Source organism: Massilia sp. ZL223, assembly GCF_018119395.1.
Lineage (GTDB): Bacteria > Pseudomonadota > Gammaproteobacteria > Burkholderiales > Burkholderiaceae_D > Telluria.
In genome coordinates this window covers 210033-230201 of the sequence record NZ_JAGPWD010000004.1, presented here as the reverse complement: position 1 = coordinate 230201, position 20169 = coordinate 210033, and the positions used below count along the sequence as shown (strand labels likewise).

Genomic DNA, 20169 nt, shown 5'->3' with positions numbered 1-20169 from the left:
GCGCTCTCCGGCGCGCAGGAACAGGTTTATACTGGATTGCGCTATCTCAGGGGCGAACCAGCGGACATTTCAAGGCGCGCGCAGCCAGATCGGGTGACCATGGGCTCTACATTCAAGAATTCCTGCCTCGTCGGCCTTGGCGCGCTTGCCGGGGTCGCGCTCACCATGCAGTTCTCGGCCCTGGCCTACAAGCCGGTCGAGGAAAGCATGCCCATGGCCGAACTGCGCCAGCTGGCCGACGTCGTCGGCGTCATCAAGTCCAACTATGTCGAGCCGGTCGAGGACAAGGCCCTGCTGTCGGAAGCCATTTCCGGCATGGTGGCCTCGCTCGACCCCCACTCCGCCTACCTCGATCCGCGCGCCTACCGCGAGCTGCGCGAGGGCACCGAGGGCCGCTTCGTCGGCCTGGGCATCGAGATTTCCGAGAGCGAGGACGGCTACGTCGAGATCGTCGCGCCCATCGAAGACTCGCCGGCCTTCCACGCCGGCATCAAGGAAGGCGACCTGATCACCCAGATCGACGGCTTCCCGGTGCAGGGCGTGCCGATCGACGAGGCGATCAAGCGCATGCGCGGCGAACCCGGCACCCGGGTCACCCTGACCATCGCGCGCAAGGACGCGCCTGCGCCGCTCTTCTTCACCATCACGCGCAGCGAGATCATCCAGAAGAGCGTGAAGGCGAAAATGATCGAGCCGGGCTATGCCTGGCTGCGCATCGCCCAGTTCCAGGAACCGACGGTGGACGACATGGCGGCCAAGCTGCAGGCCCTGTACCGCCAGAACCCGGACATGAAGGGCCTGGTGCTCGACCTGCGCAACGACCCCGGCGGCCTGCTGCAGGGCGCGATCGGCGTGGCGGCGGCCTTCCTGCCCAAGGACGCCGAGATCGTCTCGACCAACGGCCAGCTGGCCGATTCCAAGCAGCGCTTCTACGGCCGTCCCGAGTTCTACATGCTGCGCAGCGGCGCCGATCCGCTGTCCGCCCTGCCGCCCGCCTACAAGACCCTGCCGATGGTGGTGCTGGTGAACACCGGCTCGGCCTCGGCCTCGGAAATCGTGGCCGGCGCCCTGCAGGACTACAAACGCGCCACCATCCTGGGCAGCCAGACCTTCGGCAAGGGCTCGGTGCAGACCATCCGCCCGATCGGGCACGACGCCGCGGTCAAGCTGACCACGGCGCGCTACTACACCCCCGCCGGGCGCTCGATCCAGGCGCGCGGCATCGTGCCCGACTTCCCGGTCGACGAAACCGCCGAGGGCGACGGCCTGAACGCGCTGCGCATGCGCGAAGCCGACCTGGAACGCCACCTGTCGAACGACCGCGACAAGGAAAGCGCGACGCGCCAGGAAGACATCGAAGAGCAGATGCGCCTGCTGGCCGAGGCGCGCCTGCGCAAGCCGGTCGACTATGGCAGCAAGGACGATTTCCAGCTGGCCCAGGCCCTGAACCACCTCAAGGGCCAGCCGGTCCAGCTGTCCAAGCGCGCCGGCGCCACCACGCTGGCCCAGGGCCACTAGGATGCCCCGGGAGCCGGTGTGCGCCCAGTTCCCAACGGCCCCCAAGCGGCGATTCCCTGTTTTAGCACGACCGTGTAGAATTTGGCCATCTTACGGGCAAGTCCCGTTATTTCCATTGAAAGTTTGCCTATCATGAAACCTGTCGTCATCAGCGGCACCGGCCTGTTCACGCCCTCGCAATCCATTTCCAACGACGAGCTGGTGACGGCCTTCAACGCCTACGTCGAGCTGCACAACCAGGAGCACGCCGCGGCGATCGCGGCGGGCGAGGTGACGGCGCTCGAGCCCTCGAGCAGCGGCTTCATCGAGAAGGCCTCGGGCATCAAGTCGCGCTACGTGATGGAAAAGGAAGGCATCCTGGACCCGGCCCGCATGACCGCGCGCATTCCCGAGCGCGCCGACGACCAGGTGTCGCTGCAGGCCGAGATGTGCGTGGCCGCCGCGCGCGAAGCGCTGGCGCGCGCCGGCAAGACCCCGGCCGACATCGACATGGTGCTGGTCGCCTGCAGCAACATGCAGCGTCCCTACCCGGCCATGGCGGTCGAGGTCCAGGAAGCGCTGGGCATCGACGGCTTTGGCTTCGACATGAACGTGGCCTGCTCCTCGGCCACCTTCGGCATCGCCACCGCGGTCGACGCGGTGCGCAACGGCCGCGCGCGCGCGGTACTGATGCTGAACCCGGAAATCACCAGCGGCCACCTGAACTTCCGCGACCGCGACAGCCACTTCATCTTCGGCGACGCCTGCACCGCCGTGATCGTGGAAGCCGCGGAGACGGCGACCAGCAAGCACCAGTGGGAAATCCTGGATAGCCAGCTCAAGACCAAGTTCTCGAACAACATCCGCAACAACTTCGGCTTCATGAACCGCTTCGACGAAGCGGGCGTAGGCCAGCCGGACAAGCTGTTCCGCCAGCAGGGCCGCAAGGTGTTCAAGGAAGTGTGCCCGATGGCGGCCGAGACGATCGCCGCCACGGTGCGCAATGCCGGGCTGGAGATCAAGGATATCTCGCGCTACTGGCTGCACCAGGCGAACCTGAACATGAACCTCCTGATCGCGCGCACGCTGCTGGGGCGCGATGCGACGCCGGAAGAGGCGCCGGTGATCCTCGACACCTATGCGAATACCTCGTCGGCGGGGTCGATCATCGCCTTCCACAAGTACCAGGACGATTTGCCGGCCGGCGCCAATGGGGTGATCTGCTCGTTTGGGGCGGGATATTCGATCGGCTGCGTGGTGGTGCGTAAAAAATAAGCGTTTTTGGTTTGCTTAAAACTTGGGTCCCCGCCTTCGCGGGGACCCAAGTTTTTCAGCACACCGCGGTCTCATTAAAGCCGCGCCGCCAGCTCCGCCCCCTCCCGGATGGCGCGCTTCGCATCCAGTTCCGCCGCCAGCGCCGCCCCACCGATCTTGTGGAAGCCAGGGCCACCAGTCGCGCCCTCCGCCGGCATCAGCTCCGCCAGGCTCTCCTGCCCCGCGCAGATCACCACGTGATCCACGTCCAGCAGCCGCTGCTCGCCCCCGACGGTGATATGCAGACCCGCATCGTCGATGCGATCGTACTGGACGCCCGCCATCATGGTCACGCCATTGCGCACCAGGGTCGCGCGGTGCACCCAGCCCGAGGTCTTGCCCAGCCCCGCCCCCGGCCGCGTGGTCTTGCGCTGCAGGAGCCAGACCTGGCGCGGCGGCTGCGGCGGCACCGGCGCGGCCAGGCCGCCGGGCGTGGCCACATGGGGATCCACGCCCCATTCCGCCATCCAGTGCGCCGCCGGCACCGGCAGCGGAACGGCCGGATCGTGCACCAGGAACTCGCCCATGTCGAAACCGATCCCGCCCGCGCCGATGATCGCCACCTTTTGGCCAACTGGCTTACGGTCGCGCAGCACGTCCAGGTAGCTGAGCACCTTGGGATGATCGATGCCTTCGATGCGCGGCTTGCGCATGACGATGCCGGTCGCCACCACCACCTCATCGTAGCCGGCGGCGACCAGCTGCTCGCGCGTGACGCGCTCGTTCAGGCGTACCTCGACGCCCAGCAGTTCCAGGCGGCGGCCGAAGTAGCGGATGGTCTCGGCGAATTCCTCCTTGCCGGGCACGCGCATGGCGACATTGAACTGGCCGCCGATGCGGTCCAGCCCATCGAACAGGGTGACCTGGTGGCCGCGCTCGGCCGCCACCGTGGCCGCCGACAGGCCGGCCGGGCCGGCGCCGACCACGGCCATGCGCTTCGGCTTGACGGTCTTGCGGACCACCAGTTCGGTCTCGTGGCAGGCACGCGGATTGACCAGGCAGCTGGCGCGCTTGTTCTGGAAGGTGTGGTCCAGGCAGGCCTGGTTGCAGGCGATACAGGTGTTGATTTCGTCGACGCGGCCGCTGGCGGCCTTGTTCACGAACTCCGGATCGGCCAGGAAGGGCCGCGCCATCGACACCAGGTCGGCGCTGCCCGAGGCCAGCAGCTGCTCCGCCTCGGCCGGCATGTTGATGCGGTTCGAGGCCGCCACCGGAATGCCCACTTCCTTGCGCAGGCGCGCCGCCACGTCGGCGAAGGCCGCACGCGGCACCGAGGTGACGATGGTCGGGATGCGCGCCTCGTGCCAGCCGTAGCCGGTGTTGAGCAGGTTGACGCCGGCCGCTTCCAGGGCCCTGGCGGTGGCCACCACTTCGTCCCAGGTATTGCCGCCTTCGACCAGGTCGAGCACCGAGTGGCGGTACATGATGATGAAGTCGGGACCCGCCGCGGCGCGGATGCGGCGCACCACTTCCACGGGCAGGCGCATGCGGTTCTCGATCGAGCCGCCCCAGGCGTCCGTGCGCTTGTTGGTGCGCGCGCACAGGAACTGGTTGAGCAGGTAGCCTTCGCTGCCCATCACTTCGACGCCGTCGTAGCCGGCCATTTTGGCCAGCTTCGCGCAGCGCGCGTAGGCGCGGATGGTGTCCTCGATGCCGGCCTCGGTCAGGGGCTTGGGCGTGAAGCGCGAGATCGGCGACTTGATGCCGGAGGCCGAAACCACGAAGGGCTGGTAGCCGTAGCGGCCCGCGTGCAGGATCTGCAGCACGATCTTGCCGCCCTCCTCGTGCACCGCGCGCGTGAGCTTGCGGTGGTTGGGCACGTCGCCCAGGAAATTCAGGGTGCCGCCGAAGGGCAGCAGCCAGCCCTGGCGGTTGGGCGAGATGCCGCCGGTGACGATCAGGCCGGCGCCGCCGCGCGCGCGTTCGCGGTAGAACGCGGCCAGCTTGCCGTAGTTGTAGAAACGGTCTTCGAGCCCGGTGTGCATCGAGCCCATGATCACGCGGTTCCTGAGGGTGGTGAAACCCAGGTCGAGCGGCGCGAGCAGATTGGGGTAGGCGTTGGTAGTCATCACGGCATTACACCGTGATTTCCTGGAGCCGTGTTTCTAAAGTGATTAAGCCAGGTGGCTTTCGCGGCTGCGCAATTCGGCGAAGGACTCGATATTGCCGATGCTGACCGTGACCGGATGCAGGCTGGCGTTGGGCGACAGCGAGCGCCAGGCGAACTGCCATTCCTTCTCTTGCGCATGCATGGCGCTCTTCGAGAAAGCGGCGCCCAGGCGCGAACGGCTGCCGTATTCGACCGGGCCGTCGATGCCGGCCCAGTTGGGCAGCAGGCGCTGCACCGCACGGTGCAGGCGCTCGCCGAACAGCTCGGTGTTGTGGATCACCAGGCAGCTGTCGGCCGGGGCCAGGACGTCGAACAGGTGCTTGTCCCACACGGCCGAGAAGGACAGGGTCAGGAAGCCGCCCGCGGGCTCGAGACGGAACTGGCCCGCGCTCAGCGCGTTCTCGAGGTCGGCGCGCAGTGCGTAGCGGTGCAGGGTCGGGGGGCGTTGGTAGTCGTGCATAGGTTCTTTCAAGGCTGCGTCAGCGCCCCTGCTGCAGGGAGTGCAGGTGCTGCTGGCGCATGAAGCGCGAGGCGATGAAGATCTCGCGCAAAAAATAAATGAAGCTGCTGATCAGGCCCATCATCGCGAACACGAAGCAGGCGGCGATGTACTGGTCGAGCGGAAGATTGGTGGTGTCGCCCAGGAACAGCATCGCGATGACCACGCATACCAGCAGGCCGCAGGCGGTGCTGGAGGTGATGGCGTAGTTGATCAGGTGCGAGCGCTGGTACAGGGTTTCGAGTTCGGATGCGTATTCGCCGTTGGGGCTGACCTTGAGCCGGTCCTCGAGGACGCGGGTGCGGTCGATGATGCGCGCCAGGCGGTTGGTCAGGACCGTCAGCTTGGTCGCCACGCCGGTCAGGAGGAACACCGGCGCGATCGCCAGCTGGATGACGTGGCCGATGTCGCTGATCTGGATATTCATGAGAACACGTTCGAATTGTTGTGGTGTGTCTTGGCGCCTAGTGTAGCAGTCCGCAGCGGCGGGTCCCGCTTCAATCGAAGCGGCCGTGGCGCTTGAACTGCTCGGTCGCGGCCACCAGGGCGCGCGCGATGCCGGTTTCCAGTGCGCCGTGGCCGGCGTCGGGAATCATGTGCAGCTTCGCGCCCGGCCAGGCCGCGTGCAGGCGGTAAGCCGATAGCGGCGGGCAGATCACGTCGTAGCGGCCCTGCACGATGGTGGCCGGCAGGTGGGCGATGCGCCCGATGTCGCGCACCAGCTGGTCTTCCTCGAGGAAGGCGCCGTTCAGCATGTAGTGCGATTCGAGCCGGCCCACGCCCAGGTCGAGGGTGTCGGACGCGGCTTCTTCCGGCTGGGGCAGCAGGAACACGCGCCGCCCTTCGAAGCGGCTCCAGGCGCGCGCTGCCGGCCAGTAGACGTCCGGGTCGTGGCACAGCAGGCGGCTGGCGTAGGCCTTGAGCAGGTCGCCGCGCTCGGCTTGCGGAATCGGCGCGACGAATTCGTCGTAGAGCTCCGGGTAGAACCAGCGCACGCCATTGATGAACCATTCCACCTCGTCCTTCGTGCACAGGAAGATCCCGCGCAGGACGAAGCCCAGGCAACGCTCGGGATGGGCCTGGCCGTAGGCGAGCGCCAGGGTCGAGCCCCAGGAGCCGCCGAACACCAGCCAGCGCTCGATGCCGAACAGGGTGCGCAGGCGCTCGATGTCCTCGATCAGCAGCTGGGTGGTGTTGTTGCGCCATTCGCCCAGCGGGGTCGACTTGCCGGCGCCGCGCTGGTCGAACAGGATCACGCGGTAGGTGCGCGGGTCGAAGAAACGGCGGTGCTGGGGCGACAGGCCCGCGCCCGGGCCGCCGTGCAGGAACACGACCGGAGTGCCGTCCGGGTTGCCGACCTCTTCCCAGTAGATCGTGTGCAGCTCGTCGACGGCGAGCATGCCTTGGCGGATGGGCTGGATCGGCGGGAACAGCGACGGCGGCGTGACGGGCATGGCGGCTCTTTGCAGGAGGTGGAAGCCGATTGTAGCCTACCGCGCCCCGTCAGAAGAAGGTGTTCAGGGCGTAGCGCACCGTATAGGCCTCGTCCACCGCCAGCAGCAGCTGCCACTTGTCGAAGGTGGTGCAGGGATGCGAGATGCCGCAGCCGACCAGGTCGCCCACCGCCATGCTGTCGCACAGCGGGTCGCCCTCGGGCAGGCGCAGGTAGGCGTGCTGGTCGTTGAGCTTGAAGATCGTGCAGCCCGGCGGCAGCGTGCTCGGGCTGGATGCGCCGCTGTCCGGGCGGTGGGTATACAGCGGCACCGGCAGGTCGGCGTCATAGGACGCGTCGCGCTTGCCCATGGTCAGGATCGCCAGGGTCGGCTCGGGGCGCGACTGCACCATGCTCCAGACTTCCAGGGCCGGTTGCAGGCCTTGTTCCTGCGCGCCTTCGCGCTCCTCGATCTCGGCGATGTGGCGCAGGTAGGTGCCGTGGTCCGACGTCAGGTAGCAGCCGCTGCGCAGCACCGCGCGCACCGGGCGCGACAGGCCATGGACACCCGCGAAGCCGCGCGCCACCAGGTCGAAATAGGCCGAGCCGCCGGCCGAGAGCAGAATTTCCGGTGTGCCGAACAGCGTTTCCTCGTCGGCGGCGCGCACCAGGGCGGTGAGCTGGGCCAGGAAATCGTTCACCGCGCGCACATCGGCGGCGCGGTCGCTGGTGACGAGCAGGCCTTCGTAGCCTTCGAAGCCGGCCAGGACCAGGCCCCGGGCGCCGGCGACCTGGCGCGCCACCGCCATCGCCGCCTCAGGCGTGCGGCAGCCGGCGCGCTTGCCGGCCAGGCCGAGCTCGACCAGCACCGGGAGCGGACGCGCGAGTCCTGTTTCCCGCACCGCGCGCGCCAGGCGCTCAGCGCCGGCCGGGGAATCGGCCAGCACCACGCATTCGAAGTCGGGGTCGCCGTGCAGCAGGTCGAGCACGGCCGCGATGTCGGCGCGGCCCACCAGCTGGTTGGCCAGCAGCACGCGGCGCACGCCGAAACGGTGCGCTATCTGCACCTGGGCGGCTGTGGCCAGGGTGATTCCCCAGGCGCCATTGGCCAGCTGGGCGCCGAACAGCTGCGGACTCATCGTGGTCTTGCCGTGCGGCGCCAGGGTGACGCCATGGCGCTCGCAGAAGCGGCGCATCCAGTCGAGGTTGTGGCGCAACGCGGCATCCTTCAGCACCGCCACCGGGAAGCTGGTGTCGCCGCGCAGCACGTTCCAGCCCTGCACGCCGATCGCGCCCTGGCGCAAGGGTTCGCGCAGGGGCAGGCCCTTGGTGCCGGGGAGCAGCACTTGTTCGTCGAGGCTGGACAGCGCCAGCGCGCCATGCGGCAAGGTAGACATCGGTTTCCTCTTCATGCCAGGTGGAGACCATGCCATTGTAAATGGCGGCGGCATCGTGCGGCACCGCGATCGGCGGCCTGGCGCCAGTGCGCGCTCGCGTATGTGACAAGGGGCATGGAAGCTCGCGTGTCACGCGCATCGTGAAGCCGGAAACAGCCGAAAAAAAGCCCGGCCATTACTGGACCGGGCCGAGAGCGCAAGCGCAGATCGGTGTGATCAAGCCATGCGGATCAGAACATGTGCTGGCCGCCGTTGATGGCGATGTTGGCGCCGGTGACGAAAGCCGCGTCGTCGGAAGCCAGGAAGGCGACCAGACCAGCCACTTCTTCCGGCTTGCCCAGGCGGCCCATCGGAATCTGCGGGATGATCTTGGTTTCCAGGACTTCGCTCGGGATGTCCATCACCATCTTGGTGCCGATGTAGCCCGGCGAGATGGTGTTGACGGTCACGCCCTTGCGCGCCACTTCCAGCGCCAGCGCCTTGGTGAAGCCGTGCATGCCGGCCTTGGCCGCCGAGTAGTTGGTCTGGCCGAAGGCGCCCTTCTGGCCGTTCACCGACGAGATGTTGATGATGCGGCCCCAGCCGCGCTCGACCATGCTGTCGCAGACCGGCTTGGTCATGTTGAAGACCGAGTCCAGGTTGGTCTTCATGACCGCATCCCAATTGACCTTGTCCATTTTCTTGAAGGTCATGTCGCGGGTAATGCCGGCGTTGTTGACCAGCACGTCGACCGGGCCGATGTCCTGCACCACCTGGCGCACGCATTCCTGGGCCGAGTCGTAGTCCGACACGTCGCAGGCGTAGGCCTTGAAGTCGTGGCCCTGCTCGCGCATGCTGCTGAGCCAGCCGTCGACCTTCTTGTTACCCGGCGAAAAAGTAGTGACGACCGTATATCCCAGCGCGGCCAGTTTGAGGCACACCGCTTCGCCCAGGCCGCCCATGCCGCCCGTTACTAATGCTACTCTAGCCATTGTTCTCTCCAGTGTTGGTATTCGTCACTTCCCTAACATCCCCGTATATGGATCGCCTGTCAGTCGCGTTCGACTGCCAGCGCCACGCCCATGCCGCCGCCGATGCACAGGCTGGCCAGGCCGCGCTTGGCGTCGCGCCGGGCCATTTCGTGCAGCAGGGTGACCAGGACACGGCAGCCGGACGCACCGATCGGGTGGCCCAGCGCGATCGCGCCGCCGTTCACATTGATCTTCGAGGTATCCCAGCCCATTTCCTTGTTGACGGCAATGGCCTGGGCGGCGAACGCCTCGTTGATTTCCATCAGATCCACGTCCTCGTGGCGCCAGCCGGCCTTCTGCAGGCACAGGCGCGAGGCCGAGACCGGTCCCATGCCCATGATGGTCGGGTCGATGCCGGCCGATGCGTAGGCCTTGATGCGCGCCAGCGGGGCCAGGCCCAGTTCGCGCGCCTTGGAGGCGCCCATCATGATCACGGCGGCCGCGCCATCGTTCAGGCCGGACGCGTTGCCGGCGGTGACGGTGCCTTCCTTGTTGAAGGCCGGGCGCAGGCTGGCCAGCGCTTCCAGCGTGGTGCCGTGCTTCGGGTATTCGTCGCTGTCGAACACGATCGCGCCCTTCTTGGACGGGATCTCGATCGGGATGATCTCGTCCTTGAAGCGGCCTTCCTTCTGGGCGGCCTCGGCCTTGAGCTGCGACTGCAGCGCGAATTCGTCCTGCTCGGCGCGCGAGACTTCGTACTTGCGCGCGACGTTCTCGGCCGTCACCCCCATGTGGTACTGGTTGTAGACATCCCACAGGCCGTCCACGATCATCGTGTCGGTCATCTTGATGTCGCCCATGCGGAAGCCGTCGCGCGAGCCGTTGAGCACGTGCGGCGCGGCGCTCATGTTCTCCTGGCCGCCGGCGATGATGATGCCGGCGTCGCCGCAGCGGATCGCCTGGGTGGCCAGGTGGGTGGCCTTGAGGCCGCTGCCGCAGACCTTGTTGATGGTGTAGGCCGGCACCATGTCGGGCAGGCCCGCCTTGATGGACGCCTGGCGGCCCGGATTCTGGCCCACGCCGGCGGTGAGCACCTGGCCCATGATGACCTCGCTGATGGAAGCGGGATCGATGCCCGTCTTGCCCAGGAGGTGGCGGATCACATGCGCGCCCAGTTCGGCGGCTGGGATCTTGGCGAGCGTGCCGCCGAACTTGCCGACGGCAGTGCGGCCAGCGGCCACGATGACTACGTCTTCCATGTCGATCTCCGTTCTGCCGGCCCGTTCGGGCCGGGTTGGTCGAGACGGCGGCCGGAGCCGCCGGCATCCCTTGATTGGCGCGAGGGGTGCGAAACCCAAGCATATTACGTACGGTGCTCTACTCTAGTTTGAGCAAAATCAATCTTATCAGCTTATTCACAGAATACAACCGCTGTAGAACCGCCTTTCGGCCTATGGCGCGACTTAATTTTTTGGGTTTGGCAAAGCATCAATTTCCACTAAGAATCATTTATCCGCGACGACCTTTTCTGTAAATTTCACAGTAGAATGCACGAGCGCAACGCCAACCACTCCTGTTTTATGCCGAAAACCACGCTGCCCATCGAAATCAAGATCTCCACGGTCGTCGCCATCTCGACGATCCTGCACTCGGCCGATCCGGTGGCCATCGATGCGGCCCTGACCCAGATGACCGGCGGCGTGTCCGACTTCTTCGAAGACGAATTCGCGGTGATCGACGTGGCGGCGATCGCGCACGAGACCCCGGCCATCGACTGGCCGGCCCTGGTGGCGCTGCTCAAGAAATACCGGCTCAATGCCGTGGCGGTGCGCGGCGCCAGCCCGGCGATGGCCGAGGCGATCCGCGCCCACGGCCTGGCGCTGGACGACGGCTCGAGCGGCGTGCGCGCGCCGGAGAGCGCCGCGCCGGCGGCTGCGGCTGCCCCTGTTCCCGCGCCGGTCGCGGCGCCGGTGCCGGTGGCGGAACCGGCCCCTGCTCCGGCGGCGGCTCCCGTCCCGGCCCCGACGGCCATGATCATCGACACCCCGGTGCGGGCCGGCCAGCGCATCTATGCGCGCGGCAGCGACCTGATCATCACGGCGGTGGTCAACAACGGCGCGGAAATCATCGCCGACGGCAGCATCCACGTGTATGCGCCGCTCAACGGACGGGCGCTGGCGGGCGCGTCGGGAGACGCCGGGGCGCGCATCTTCGCCCTGACGATGCAGCCCGAGCTGGTGTCGATCGCCGGCGTCTACCGCACCTTCGACGAAGGATTCCCGAACAACCAGGCGCGCCAGCCGGCCCAGGTCCGGCTGGTCGGCGACCGGATCGACATCCAGTCGCTGGGCCCGGCATCGCCGCGCGCCTGAATCCCGAACTCACAGATATTGAAAAGGACTTTTTTGTGGCAAGAATTATTGTTGTGACGTCCGGCAAGGGCGGTGTGGGCAAGACGACCTCGAGCGCGAGCTTCTCGACCGGGCTGGCCATGCGCGGCTACAAGACCGCGGTCATCGACTTCGACGTCGGCCTGCGTAACCTCGACCTGATCATGGGCTGCGAACGCCGCGTGGTGTACGACCTGATCAACGTGATCAACGGCGAGGCGACCCTGAACCAGGCGCTGATCAAGGACAAGCACTGCGACAACCTGTTCATCCTGCCGGCCTCGCAGACCCGCGACAAGGACGCGCTGAGCGAAGAAGGCGTCGAGAACGTGCTCAACGACATGGTCAAGATGGGCTTCGACTTCATCGTCTGCGATTCGCCGGCCGGCATCGAGCACGGCGCCCTGATGGCCCTGACCTTCGCCGACGAGGCGATCGTCGTGACCAACCCGGAAGTGTCCTCGGTGCGCGACTCGGACCGCATCCTGGGCATCCTGCAGGCCAAGTCGCGCCGCGCCCAGAGCGGTTCGGAGCCGGTCAAGGAACACCTCCTGATCACCCGCTACTCGCCGAAGCGCGTCGAAGCCGACGAAATGCTGTCCTACCAGGATGTGCAGGAAATCCTGCGCATTCCGCTGATCGGCATCATCCCGGAATCGGAATCGGTGCTGCACGCATCGAACCAGGGCAACCCGGCCATCCATTTCAAGGGCACCGACGTGGCTGACGCCTACGAAGACGTGGTCGCCCGTTTCCTGGGCGAGGAACGTCCGCTGCGCTTCACGAACTACGAGAAGCCGGGCCTGTTCCAGCGCATTTTCGGAGCCAAGTGATATGCCGCTGCTTAATTTCCTCTTCCCGGAAAAAAAGAAGAGCGCGACAGCCGCCAAGGAACGCCTGCAGATCATCATCGCGCGCGAACGCAGCAGCCGCACCGGCCCGGACTTCCTGCCGGCCCTGCACCGCGAGCTGATCGAGGTGATCTCGAAGTACACCAAGGTCAACCCGGACGACATCAAGATCTCGCTCGACCGCCAGGGCAACCTGGAAGTGCTCGATGTGAACGTCGTGCTGCCGGACGCCTGATTTTCTTCAGGCGCTCCCACTGGATGCCCGCCTCGCGCGGGCATCGTCGTTTACATCACCGGCATCGGCGACTCGCCTTCGAAGCCCTTGCCCGCGGCCGGCATCGGCGACACATTGTCGAATTCCTTGCCGGTCTCCGCTTCCAGCGCACGCGCCACCTTGGCGCAGGCTTCCACGTGCTGGTCGCCCATCTTCTTGAACAAGGCATAGCCGATCGCCGCCGAGGCCAGCTGCCCGGCCAGCGGCACGAACCTGGCGGTCGACTTGGCCGCCATCTTCCCGGCCGAGCGCTTGAACAGGCCCATCACCAGCCTGCGCGTCACCATCTTCCCGACCATCATGCCGCCCACCGAAGCGGCCGCCTCATAGGCGATCCGGCGCAGGCGCGGGGTCAGCTTCTCGATCTGCGCCTGGGTCAGGCCGAATTCCTTGTTGACTTCGTCCACCAGCACGGCGAAGCCGGTCGCGTCCGACAGGATGTCCATGCCCGGCAGCGGGATCGCCGCCACGCCGGCCGACATGGCCGCGCGCTTCTTCACGACCTGCAGGCAACGCTGGCGCGCTTGCTCGATCTGGGTTCCGGTCACGGGCACGCGGCCCGACTCGTCGATCTTGTTTTTGCGTCGAAACAACATATCGTCACCTCGCTGTAGATGTTGGAAAACCGTGTTTCGAGTGTACTCCCATAGTAGAAATTGCTTAGTGGTCCCTTTCACACAACAGATCTGTAGTTGCAAATGTAAATTCGGTGTTTATCTGTAGCACTATTTTGTGAAAGTCTGATATATTTGGTTTAACCTTGTAGGACACTTCCTACAAAGGCAACTTTTTATAAGCGTCAACATGAAGATCGCCGTTCTTGAACAAGACCGTAGCCAGGCAGACCTGATCTGCCAGGTGCTGAGCGCTGCTGGCCACAGCTGCCAATCGTTTGATAGCGCCAAGGAGCTGCTGGGGCAGCTTCGCAAGGACAGTGCGGATATGCTGGTCATGGACTGGAACGTTCCTGACCTCGACGGTGCCGAGGTGCTGCGCCGCGCCAAGGAAAAGCTGGCGCCGACCGCACCGGTCATCTTCCTCGTCGGCAACAATGCCGAAGACGACATCATCGACGGCGTCAGCGCCGGCGCCGACGACTACCTGGTCAAGCCGCTGCGCCGCGGCGAGCTGGTGGCCCGTGTCTCGGCCCTGCTGCGCCGCGCCTACCCCTCGCAGAACAGCGCCGAGCAGCTGCAGTTCGGCCCCTATGTCTTCGAAACCCGTCCCGGCCGCCTGCTGAAGGACGGTTCGGTCATCGACGTGACCCAGAAAGAGTTCTCGCTGGCGCTGCTGTTCTTCCGTAACATCGGCCGCCCGCTGTCGCGCGCCTACATCCACGAGTCGGTCTGGGTGCGCGATACCGATGTCCCTTCGCGCACCATGGACACCCACGTCTCGCGCGTACGCAACAAGCTGCACCTGCGCCCGGAGAACGGTTTCCGCCTGGTGCCGGTCTACAGCTACGGCTACCGCCTGGAAAAGCTGGGCGCCTGAGCCCCCCTCGGCGGTATCCGCTGAAACCCTGCTGGCCTGAGGGTATAATGGGTGCATACCTGTCGACCCCCGTCCCCGAATGCAACTGCTCGCCGTTGGCCTGAACCACACCACCGCACCGGTCTCGCTGCGCGAGCAGCTGGCGCTCGCGCCCGACCAGCTCGGACGCGCGGTGCAGGCGGCGCGCACCTGGTTCTCGCGCCAGGGTTCGACCGGCGAGGAAGCGGCGATCCTGTCGACCTGCAACCGCACCGAACTCTACGCGGCAAGCAACCTGCCGAATCCCCTCGACGCCTCCGGCCAGTTCCTGGCGCATTATCATGCGCTTAACTACGCCGAGCTGCGTCCGCACCTCTACCTGCTCCCCCAGCACGACGCCGTGCGCCACGCCTTCCGCGTCGCTTCCGGCCTGGATTCGATGGTGCTGGGCGAACCCCAGATCCTGGGCCAGATGAAGGACGCAGTGCGCACCGCCGAAGAAGCGGGCGGCCTGGGCACCTACCTGCACCAGCTGTTCCAGCGCAGCTTCGCGGTGGCCAAGGAAGTGCGCAGCACCACCGAGATCGGCGCCCACAGCGTCTCCATGGCCGCCGCCGCGGTTCGTTTATCGCAGCGCATCTTCGACCGCATCGCCCACCAGCACGTGCTGTTCATCGGCGCCGGCGAAATGATCGAGCTGTGCGCGGCCCACTTCGCGGCCCAGAATCCGAAGTCGGTCACCATCGCCAACCGCAGCATGGAGCGCGGCGAAGCCCTGGCCACCCGCTACAACGGCAAGGCGATCCGCCTGGCCGACCTGCCCGACTGCCTGCACCAGTTCGACATCGTGGTCTCCTGCACCGCCTCGACCCTGCCCCTGATCGGCCTGGGCCTGGTGGAGCGCGCGGTCAAGGCGCGCCGCCACCGCCCGGTGTTCATGGTCGACCTGGCCGTGCCGCGCGATATCGAGCCGGAAGTCGCACGCCTCGACGACGTCTTCCTGTATACCGTGGACGACCTGGCCCAGGTGGTCCAGACCGGCATGGAAAACCGCCAGGCCGCCGTCAAGCAGGCCGAGGCCATCATCGACGCGCGCGTCGAATCCTTCATGCACTGGGTAGGCGACCGCGCCATGGTGCCGGTGATCCGCGAGCTGCACGAATCGAGCGAAGCGCTGCGCATGGCGGAACTCGAGCGCGCCCGCAAGCTGCTGGCGCGCGGCGACGATCCCGAAGCCGTGCTCGAAGCGCTGTCCAAAGGCCTCGCCGCCAAGTTCCTGCATGGCCCGCAACAGGCCCTGCACCACGCCCAGGGCGACGAGCGCGCCCGCCTGGCCACCCTGCTGCCGCAGCTGTTCCGCAGCCGCCGTTAGCGCCGCTTCGCCTTGCGTGTCCCGCCGGGACGCGCGCCCTTGCCGCGCCCCGCGGCGCCTGTTCGATCCTTTCTTCTTGTTCCGGGAATCCGTATGAAACCTTCCATGCTGGCCAAGCTGGACCAACTTGCCAACCGCCTCGTCGAAGTGGACGAATTGCTCTCGCACGAGGGGGCGACCGCGAACATGGACAACTACCGCAAGCTCACCCGCGAGCACGCCGAGCTGTCGCCGCTGGTCGCGCTCTACCACGAGTACCAGAAGGCGCTGGGCGACATCGCGGCGGCCCAGGAACTGCTGGCGGATCCGGAGATGAAGGAGTTCGCGCAGGAAGAGATCGAATCCGGCAAAGGCCGCCTGGCGGAGCTGGAGCTGGACCTGCAGAAAATGCTGCTGCCGAAGGACGCCAACGACGAACGCAACATCTTCCTCGAGATCCGCGCCGGCACCGGCGGCGACGAATCGGCCCTGTTCGCGGGCGACCTGCTGCGCATGTACACCCGTTTCGCCGAACGCAACCGCTGGCAGGTCGAGATCGTGTCGGAGTCGGCCTCGGACCTGGGCGGCTACCGCGAAGTCATCGCGCGCATCATCGGCAACGGCGTGTACTCGAAGCTCAAGTTCGAGTCCGGCGGCCACCGCGTGCAGCGCGTGCCGGCCACCGAGACCCAGGGCCGCATCCACACCTCGGCCTGCACGGTGGCGGTGATGCCGGAAGCCGACGAGGTCGAGGACGTCAACATCAACCCGGCCGACCTGCGCATCGATACCTACCGCGCCTCGGGCGCGGGCGGCCAGCACATCAACAAGACCGATTCGGCGGTACGCATCACCCACCTGCCGACCGGCATCGTGGTCGAGTGCCAGGACGACCGCAGCCAGCACAAGAACAAGGCCCAGGCCCTGAAGGTGCTGGCCGCGCGCATCAAGGACGTGCAGCTGCGCGAGCAGCAGTCGAAGGAAGCCGCCACCCGCAAGAGCCTGATCGGCTCGGGCGACCGCAGCGAACGCATCCGCACCTACAACTTCCCGCAGGGACGCCTGACCGACCACCGCATCAACCTGACCCTGTACAAGCTCGACATGATCATGGACGGCGACCTGGCCGACCTGACCAATGCGCTGTCCGCCGAGCACCAGGCCGAGCAGCTGGCGGCGCTGGGCGATTGAGGCGTATGAAGTTAAGCAAAGGTTAAGTTGCTAGACTGAAAATATGCGCGGGCAGACGCGCCGGGTTCGTGCGAGAATGCCCCCGATTTCATCTTGAACCACGCCCAGAGAAAGCACCGCATGCTGCCAATTATGCCCACCTCGCGCCAGGTCCTGTTCGCCATTTCCTCGATCTGCTTCGCGCTGATCGCCGTCGCCCTCTACCTGCAGCACATCATGGAAATGCGGCCCTGCCCGCTGTGCGTGATCCAGCGCTACATGTTCCTGGCCATCGGCGTGTGCGCCCTGGTGTCGGCCATCAGCGGCAAGGTCCGCGAAGGCACGATCCTGGCCCTGCTGGCGGCGCTGGGCGGACTGTACGCGGTCGGCAAGCACCTGTACGTGATCGCCAACCCGGGTTTCTCCTGCGGCATCGACCCGATGGAGACCATGCTCAACAAGATCCCCACCGCCGAATACCTGCCCTGGCTGTTCCGCGCCGACGGCCTGTGCGAAGGCGCCACCGACACCGTGCTGGGCCTGGCGATTCCGCAGTGGTCGGCCGTGTGGTTCGTGGCCCTGACCGTGCTGCTGGTCTGGGTGCTGGTGCGTAAAAAAACGGCATGACCGCGTGAGATGAAGGACACAGGCATGATCCAGGCCGGCGCCACCCTTGGCCAGCTGCAAAAACACCTGCCGCTCGACCCGCTGGAAAACCGCATCCTGCTGTGCCATGCCCTGCAGCTGCCGCGCGTGGCCCTGATCACGCAGGCGGAGCGGGCGCTCACTGGCGAGGAAGCCGCCGCGCTTGCCGGCCTGGTGCAGCGCCGCCTGGACGGCGAACCGATCGCCTACATCGTCGGCGAACGCGAATTCTTCGGGCTGCCGTTCCGGGTCAGCCCGGCCGTGCTGATCCCCCGCCCCGATACCGAACTGATCGTCGAACTGGCGCTGGACCGCCTGGCGCCGCGCGCGCGCCTGCTCGACATGGGCACCGGCAGCGGCGCCATCGCGGTCGCCGTCGCCCATACGCGCCCGGACGCCGCCGTCACCGCGCTCGATGTCAGCATGGAGGCCCTCGACATCGCCCAGGCCAACGCCGCCGCCAACGGCGCCCGCGTGCGCTTCCTGCGCAGCGACTGGTACGCTGCGCTGGGCGAGGAAGGCTTCGACCTGATCGCCTCCAACCCGCCCTACATCGCATCAAGCGACCGCCACCTGGGCGAAGGCGACCTGCGCTTCGAGCCCACCGGCGCCCTCACCGACCATGCGGACGGCTTGTCGGCGCTGCGCATCATCATAGCCGGCGCTCCCCTTCACCTGGAACCGGGCGGCTGGCTGCTGCTCGAACACGGCTACGACCAGGCCGAGGCCGTGCGCGCCCTGCTGGCCGCGCGCGGCTTCACCGAGGTCCAGAGCTGGCGCGACCTGGCAGGCATCGAGCGCGTCAGCGGCGGACGCTGCGGCGCCTGAAGAGCGCGAGGCTTACGGTGGCCTTGTTACAATGGCCAGCCCGAACCCCGGAGCCCGCATGCGTCACCTGTTCGCCACTCTCGCCCTGCTCGCGCCCCTAGCCTGCGCCGCCGTCGGGCCGGAAGCCGATCCCCCGACGCCCGCCACGCCGGCTCCTTCCGCAGCCGAGCAGGCAAGAAAGCTGTTCGAGCGCGACTGGCAATGGCAGCTGCGCCGCGCCCCCGAACGCGCGACCGGCCTGGGAGAGCAGCGCCACAACGCCCTGCTCTCCGACACCAGCCTGGCCGCGCGCGCCGCCGCCCTCGAGCACGAGCGCGAGATGCTGGAGGCGGCGCGCGAGATCGACCGCAGCCGCCTGGAAGGCCAGACACTGGTCTCGTACGACCTGTTCGTGCTGGACAAGCAGCAGCGCCTGGCCGCCGGCGCCCTCCTTCCCTTCGATCCGCAGCCGCTCACCGCCTACGACGGCCTGCACGTCCAGCTGCCGCGGCTGGTGGCGCAGATGCCCTTCGCCGGCGAAGACGACTACCGCGCCTATATCGCGCGCCTGAAGGCCCTGCCCGCCCACGTGGACGGCCTGGTCGAACAGCTGCGCGCCGGCCTGAAGGCGGGCTGGCCTATGCCCAAGACGGTGCTGCGCGGCGTGCCGGACGCGCTGCGCAGCCTGCGCGAAGGCCTGCAGGACGGCGCGCTGGCCGCCCCGTTCAAGCGCATCCCCGCAGCGGTCGCGCCCGAGGTGCGCGAAGAACTGCTGGCGGCCGGCGCGGCGGCCCTGAACGACAGCGCCGCGCCGGCCCTGCGCAAGCTGGAAGACTTCCTGCGCACCGACTACCTGCCGCTGGCGCGCGACAGCATCGGCGCCTCCAGCCTGCCGAACGGCGCGGCCTGGTACGCCCTCCTGGTGCGCCAGTCCACCAGCACGGAACTGACGCCGGCGGAGATCCATGCGATCGGCCAGAAGGAAGTGGCGCGCCTGCGCCTCGAAGTGGCGGCGCTGGTGCCGCGCACCGGCTTTCGCGGCGACCCCGCCAGGTTCCTGGTGTTCGCACGCACCGATCCGCGCCTGTTCTTTCCCGATGCCGAGACCCTGCTGGGACGCTACCGGCGCGCCCTCGCACGCGCGGAAAACAAGCTGCCCAAGGTGGTCGGCACGCCGCCTTCCGCCGGCCTGGCGGTCAAGCCGATGACGGCGGCGGGGGCCGGCCAGCCGGCCGCCTATTACGAGGCCGGCAGCGAACAGCGCAGCGCGGCCCTGGTGGTCAACGTGGCGGACCTGGGGGCGCGGCCGATCTGGCAGGTCGACACCATCGCCCTGCACGAGGGCCTGCCCGGCCACCACCTGCAGGTGGCGCGCGCCAGGGAACTCGAGCTGCCCGCCTTCCGGCGCCACGGCTGGTTCCCGGCCTTCGGCGAAGGCTGGGCCACCTATGCCGAAGGCCTGGGCCCGGAACTGGGCTTCTTCCAGGACCCGTTCTCGCTGTTCGGGCACCTCAACGAGCAGGCTTTCCGCGCCGCGCGTCTGGTGGTCGACACCGGCATCCACGCGCTGGGCTGGTCGCGCCAGCAGGCCGTCGATTACCTGAACGCCAACACCGCCAATCCGCCCGCCGACAACGAGGCCGAGGTCGACCGCTACATCGCCCGGCCGGCCCAGGCCCTCAGCTACAAGATCGGACAGCTGCGCATCCTGGCGCTGCGCAAGAAGGCCAGGGCGGCCCTGGGCGAACGTTTCGACCTGCGCCGTTTCCACGACGCGGTGCTGGGCGGCGGCACCCTGCCGCTGCCCCTCCTCGAGCGCCAGGTCGAGCGCTGGATCGCCGCCGAAACCCGGCCCGCCGACGCTGCCGCGACGCCTGCCGCCGCACCGGTCGCCCCTGCCGCCGCACCTCCCCCGGCTCCTGCCGCCAAGCCTCCCGCTGGGAGCGCCAACCCCGGCCAGAAGCAGGAATGAGGGGCGGTCGGCGAACTTGCCGGTTTTCGGTTACTCT

Annotated in this window: 19 protein-coding genes; 11 read left to right on the top strand and 8 right to left on the bottom strand. The window is 67.1% G+C overall.

Annotation, left to right across the window (positions count from 1 at the left end; translation table 11 throughout):
- Positions 1 to 99: 99 nt before the first annotated feature.
- Positions 100 to 1518, top strand: a complete 1419-nt coding sequence (locus tag KBW95_RS05070; RefSeq protein ID WP_211523092.1) for a S41 family peptidase — start codon at positions 100 to 102, stop codon at positions 1516 to 1518.
- A gap of 132 nt (positions 1519 to 1650) precedes the next feature.
- Positions 1651 to 2772 carry a beta-ketoacyl-ACP synthase III gene (locus KBW95_RS05065; protein WP_211527632.1) on the top strand — a complete coding sequence of 374 codons (1122 nt, stop codon included), beginning with the start codon at positions 1651 to 1653 and terminating at the stop codon, positions 2770 to 2772.
- A 74-nt stretch (positions 2773 to 2846) separates the two neighbouring features.
- On the opposite strand, the gene KBW95_RS05060 is transcribed toward KBW95_RS05065, so the two are convergent.
- The 7 genes from KBW95_RS05060 to KBW95_RS05030 form a co-directional block, all read right to left on the bottom strand.
- The gene (locus KBW95_RS05060; RefSeq protein WP_211527639.1) at positions 2847 to 4880 is read right to left on the bottom strand and encodes an NADPH-dependent 2,4-dienoyl-CoA reductase; all 2034 of its coding nucleotides are present in this window, start codon (positions 4878 to 4880) and stop codon (positions 2847 to 2849) included.
- Positions 4881 to 4925: 45 nt separating this feature from the next.
- Entirely contained in the window at positions 4926 to 5381 is a 456-nt protein-coding gene (locus KBW95_RS05055) for a hypothetical protein (RefSeq protein WP_211527631.1), read from the bottom strand.
- Between the two features lie 19 nt (positions 5382 to 5400).
- Positions 5401 to 5847, bottom strand: a complete 447-nt coding sequence (locus KBW95_RS05050) for a DUF2721 domain-containing protein (RefSeq protein ID WP_211521892.1) — start codon at positions 5845 to 5847, stop codon at positions 5401 to 5403.
- Between the two features lie 70 nt (positions 5848 to 5917).
- A complete protein-coding gene (gene pip, locus KBW95_RS05045) occupies positions 5918 to 6874 on the bottom strand; it encodes a prolyl aminopeptidase (RefSeq protein WP_211523089.1) in 957 nt (318 codons plus the stop codon).
- Between the two features lie 49 nt (positions 6875 to 6923).
- On the bottom strand, positions 6924 to 8249 hold the full coding sequence (locus tag KBW95_RS05040) for an amino acid deaminase (RefSeq protein ID WP_211527630.1): 1326 nt from the start codon (positions 8247 to 8249) through the stop codon (positions 6924 to 6926).
- A 230-nt stretch (positions 8250 to 8479) separates the two neighbouring features.
- A complete protein-coding gene (phbB, locus tag KBW95_RS05035) occupies positions 8480 to 9220 on the bottom strand; it encodes an acetoacetyl-CoA reductase (protein ID WP_211523087.1) in 741 nt (246 codons plus the stop codon).
- Between the two features lie 59 nt (positions 9221 to 9279).
- On the bottom strand, positions 9280 to 10458 hold the full coding sequence (locus tag KBW95_RS05030; RefSeq protein WP_211527629.1) for an acetyl-CoA C-acetyltransferase: 1179 nt from the start codon (positions 10456 to 10458) through the stop codon (positions 9280 to 9282).
- 321 nt (positions 10459 to 10779) lie between these two features.
- Between KBW95_RS05030 and minC the strand changes: the two genes are divergently transcribed.
- From minC to minE, 3 genes are read left to right on the top strand one after another with little or no spacing between them, the layout of a single operon-like run.
- Positions 10780 to 11571 carry a septum site-determining protein MinC gene (minC, locus tag KBW95_RS05025; protein ID WP_211523085.1) on the top strand — a complete coding sequence of 264 codons (792 nt, stop codon included), beginning with the start codon at positions 10780 to 10782 and terminating at the stop codon, positions 11569 to 11571.
- 35 nt (positions 11572 to 11606) lie between these two features.
- Positions 11607 to 12422, top strand: a complete 816-nt coding sequence (gene minD / locus KBW95_RS05020) for a septum site-determining protein MinD (RefSeq protein ID WP_211523084.1) — start codon at positions 11607 to 11609, stop codon at positions 12420 to 12422.
- A 1-nt stretch (position 12423) separates the two neighbouring features.
- Positions 12424 to 12675: a cell division topological specificity factor MinE gene (gene minE / locus KBW95_RS05015; protein ID WP_211521554.1), complete on the top strand. Its 252-nt coding sequence runs from the start codon at positions 12424 to 12426 to the stop codon at positions 12673 to 12675.
- Positions 12676 to 12725: 50 nt separating this feature from the next.
- Here minE and KBW95_RS05010 read toward each other — a convergent pair whose 3' ends face one another.
- Positions 12726 to 13310, bottom strand: a complete 585-nt coding sequence (locus tag KBW95_RS05010) for a hypothetical protein (protein ID WP_211527628.1) — start codon at positions 13308 to 13310, stop codon at positions 12726 to 12728.
- A 208-nt stretch (positions 13311 to 13518) separates the two neighbouring features.
- Between KBW95_RS05010 and KBW95_RS05005 the strand changes: the two genes are divergently transcribed.
- The 6 genes from KBW95_RS05005 (at position 13519) to KBW95_RS04980 (ending at position 20132) form a co-directional block, all read left to right on the top strand.
- The gene (locus KBW95_RS05005) at positions 13519 to 14208 is read left to right on the top strand and encodes a response regulator transcription factor (RefSeq protein ID WP_211523082.1); all 690 of its coding nucleotides are present in this window, start codon (positions 13519 to 13521) and stop codon (positions 14206 to 14208) included.
- 79 nt (positions 14209 to 14287) lie between these two features.
- Positions 14288 to 15559 carry a glutamyl-tRNA reductase gene (gene hemA / locus KBW95_RS05000; protein ID WP_211523081.1) on the top strand — a complete coding sequence of 424 codons (1272 nt, stop codon included), beginning with the start codon at positions 14288 to 14290 and terminating at the stop codon, positions 15557 to 15559.
- Between the two features lie 93 nt (positions 15560 to 15652).
- Entirely contained in the window at positions 15653 to 16729 is a 1077-nt protein-coding gene (gene prfA, locus KBW95_RS04995; protein WP_211523080.1) for a peptide chain release factor 1, read from the top strand.
- Between the two features lie 132 nt (positions 16730 to 16861).
- Positions 16862 to 17335 (top strand): disulfide bond formation protein B, encoded by a 474-nt coding sequence (locus KBW95_RS04990; protein ID WP_211523104.1) that lies wholly within the window; start codon positions 16862 to 16864, stop codon positions 17333 to 17335.
- Between the two features lie 9 nt (positions 17336 to 17344).
- A complete protein-coding gene (gene prmC / locus KBW95_RS04985) occupies positions 17345 to 18181 on the top strand; it encodes a peptide chain release factor N(5)-glutamine methyltransferase (protein ID WP_229429549.1) in 837 nt (278 codons plus the stop codon).
- Positions 18182 to 18239: 58 nt separating this feature from the next.
- The gene (locus KBW95_RS04980) at positions 18240 to 20132 is read left to right on the top strand and encodes a DUF885 family protein (RefSeq protein ID WP_211527627.1); all 1893 of its coding nucleotides are present in this window, start codon (positions 18240 to 18242) and stop codon (positions 20130 to 20132) included.
- Positions 20133 to 20169 lie beyond the last annotated feature (37 nt).

What these genes read in the sequence shown, in the direction of transcription:
- KBW95_RS04980 (WP_211527627.1), top strand. Translation starts at nt 18,240, where the DNA reads ATGCGTCACCTGTTCGCCACTCTCGCCCTGCTCGCGCCCCTAGCCTGC.
- KBW95_RS05065 (WP_211527632.1), top strand. Translation starts at nt 1,651, where the DNA reads ATGAAACCTGTCGTCATCAGCGGCACCGGCCTGTTCACGCCCTCGCAA.
- prfA (WP_211523080.1), top strand. Translation starts at nt 15,653, where the DNA reads ATGAAACCTTCCATGCTGGCCAAGCTGGACCAACTTGCCAACCGCCTC.
- minE (WP_211521554.1), top strand. Translation starts at nt 12,424, where the DNA reads ATGCCGCTGCTTAATTTCCTCTTCCCGGAAAAAAAGAAGAGCGCGACA.
- KBW95_RS05060 (WP_211527639.1), bottom strand. Translation starts at nt 4,880, where the DNA reads ATGACTACCAACGCCTACCCCAATCTGCTCGCGCCGCTCGACCTGGGT.
- prmC (WP_229429549.1), top strand. Translation starts at nt 17,345, where the DNA reads ATGAAGGACACAGGCATGATCCAGGCCGGCGCCACCCTTGGCCAGCTG.
- hemA (WP_211523081.1), top strand. Translation starts at nt 14,288, where the DNA reads ATGCAACTGCTCGCCGTTGGCCTGAACCACACCACCGCACCGGTCTCG.
- KBW95_RS04990 (WP_211523104.1), top strand. Translation starts at nt 16,862, where the DNA reads ATGCCCACCTCGCGCCAGGTCCTGTTCGCCATTTCCTCGATCTGCTTC.
- KBW95_RS05010 (WP_211527628.1), bottom strand. Translation starts at nt 13,310, where the DNA reads ATGTTGTTTCGACGCAAAAACAAGATCGACGAGTCGGGCCGCGTGCCC.
- pip (WP_211523089.1), bottom strand. Translation starts at nt 6,874, where the DNA reads ATGCCCGTCACGCCGCCGTCGCTGTTCCCGCCGATCCAGCCCATCCGC.
- KBW95_RS05070 (WP_211523092.1), top strand. Translation starts at nt 100, where the DNA reads ATGGGCTCTACATTCAAGAATTCCTGCCTCGTCGGCCTTGGCGCGCTT.
- KBW95_RS05055 (WP_211527631.1), bottom strand. Translation starts at nt 5,381, where the DNA reads ATGCACGACTACCAACGCCCCCCGACCCTGCACCGCTACGCACTGCGC.
- phbB (WP_211523087.1), bottom strand. Translation starts at nt 9,220, where the DNA reads ATGGCTAGAGTAGCATTAGTAACGGGCGGCATGGGCGGCCTGGGCGAA.
- KBW95_RS05005 (WP_211523082.1), top strand. Translation starts at nt 13,519, where the DNA reads ATGAAGATCGCCGTTCTTGAACAAGACCGTAGCCAGGCAGACCTGATC.
- minC (WP_211523085.1), top strand. Translation starts at nt 10,780, where the DNA reads ATGCCGAAAACCACGCTGCCCATCGAAATCAAGATCTCCACGGTCGTC.
- KBW95_RS05040 (WP_211527630.1), bottom strand. Translation starts at nt 8,249, where the DNA reads ATGTCTACCTTGCCGCATGGCGCGCTGGCGCTGTCCAGCCTCGACGAA.
- KBW95_RS05050 (WP_211521892.1), bottom strand. Translation starts at nt 5,847, where the DNA reads ATGAATATCCAGATCAGCGACATCGGCCACGTCATCCAGCTGGCGATC.
- KBW95_RS05030 (WP_211527629.1), bottom strand. Translation starts at nt 10,458, where the DNA reads ATGGAAGACGTAGTCATCGTGGCCGCTGGCCGCACTGCCGTCGGCAAG.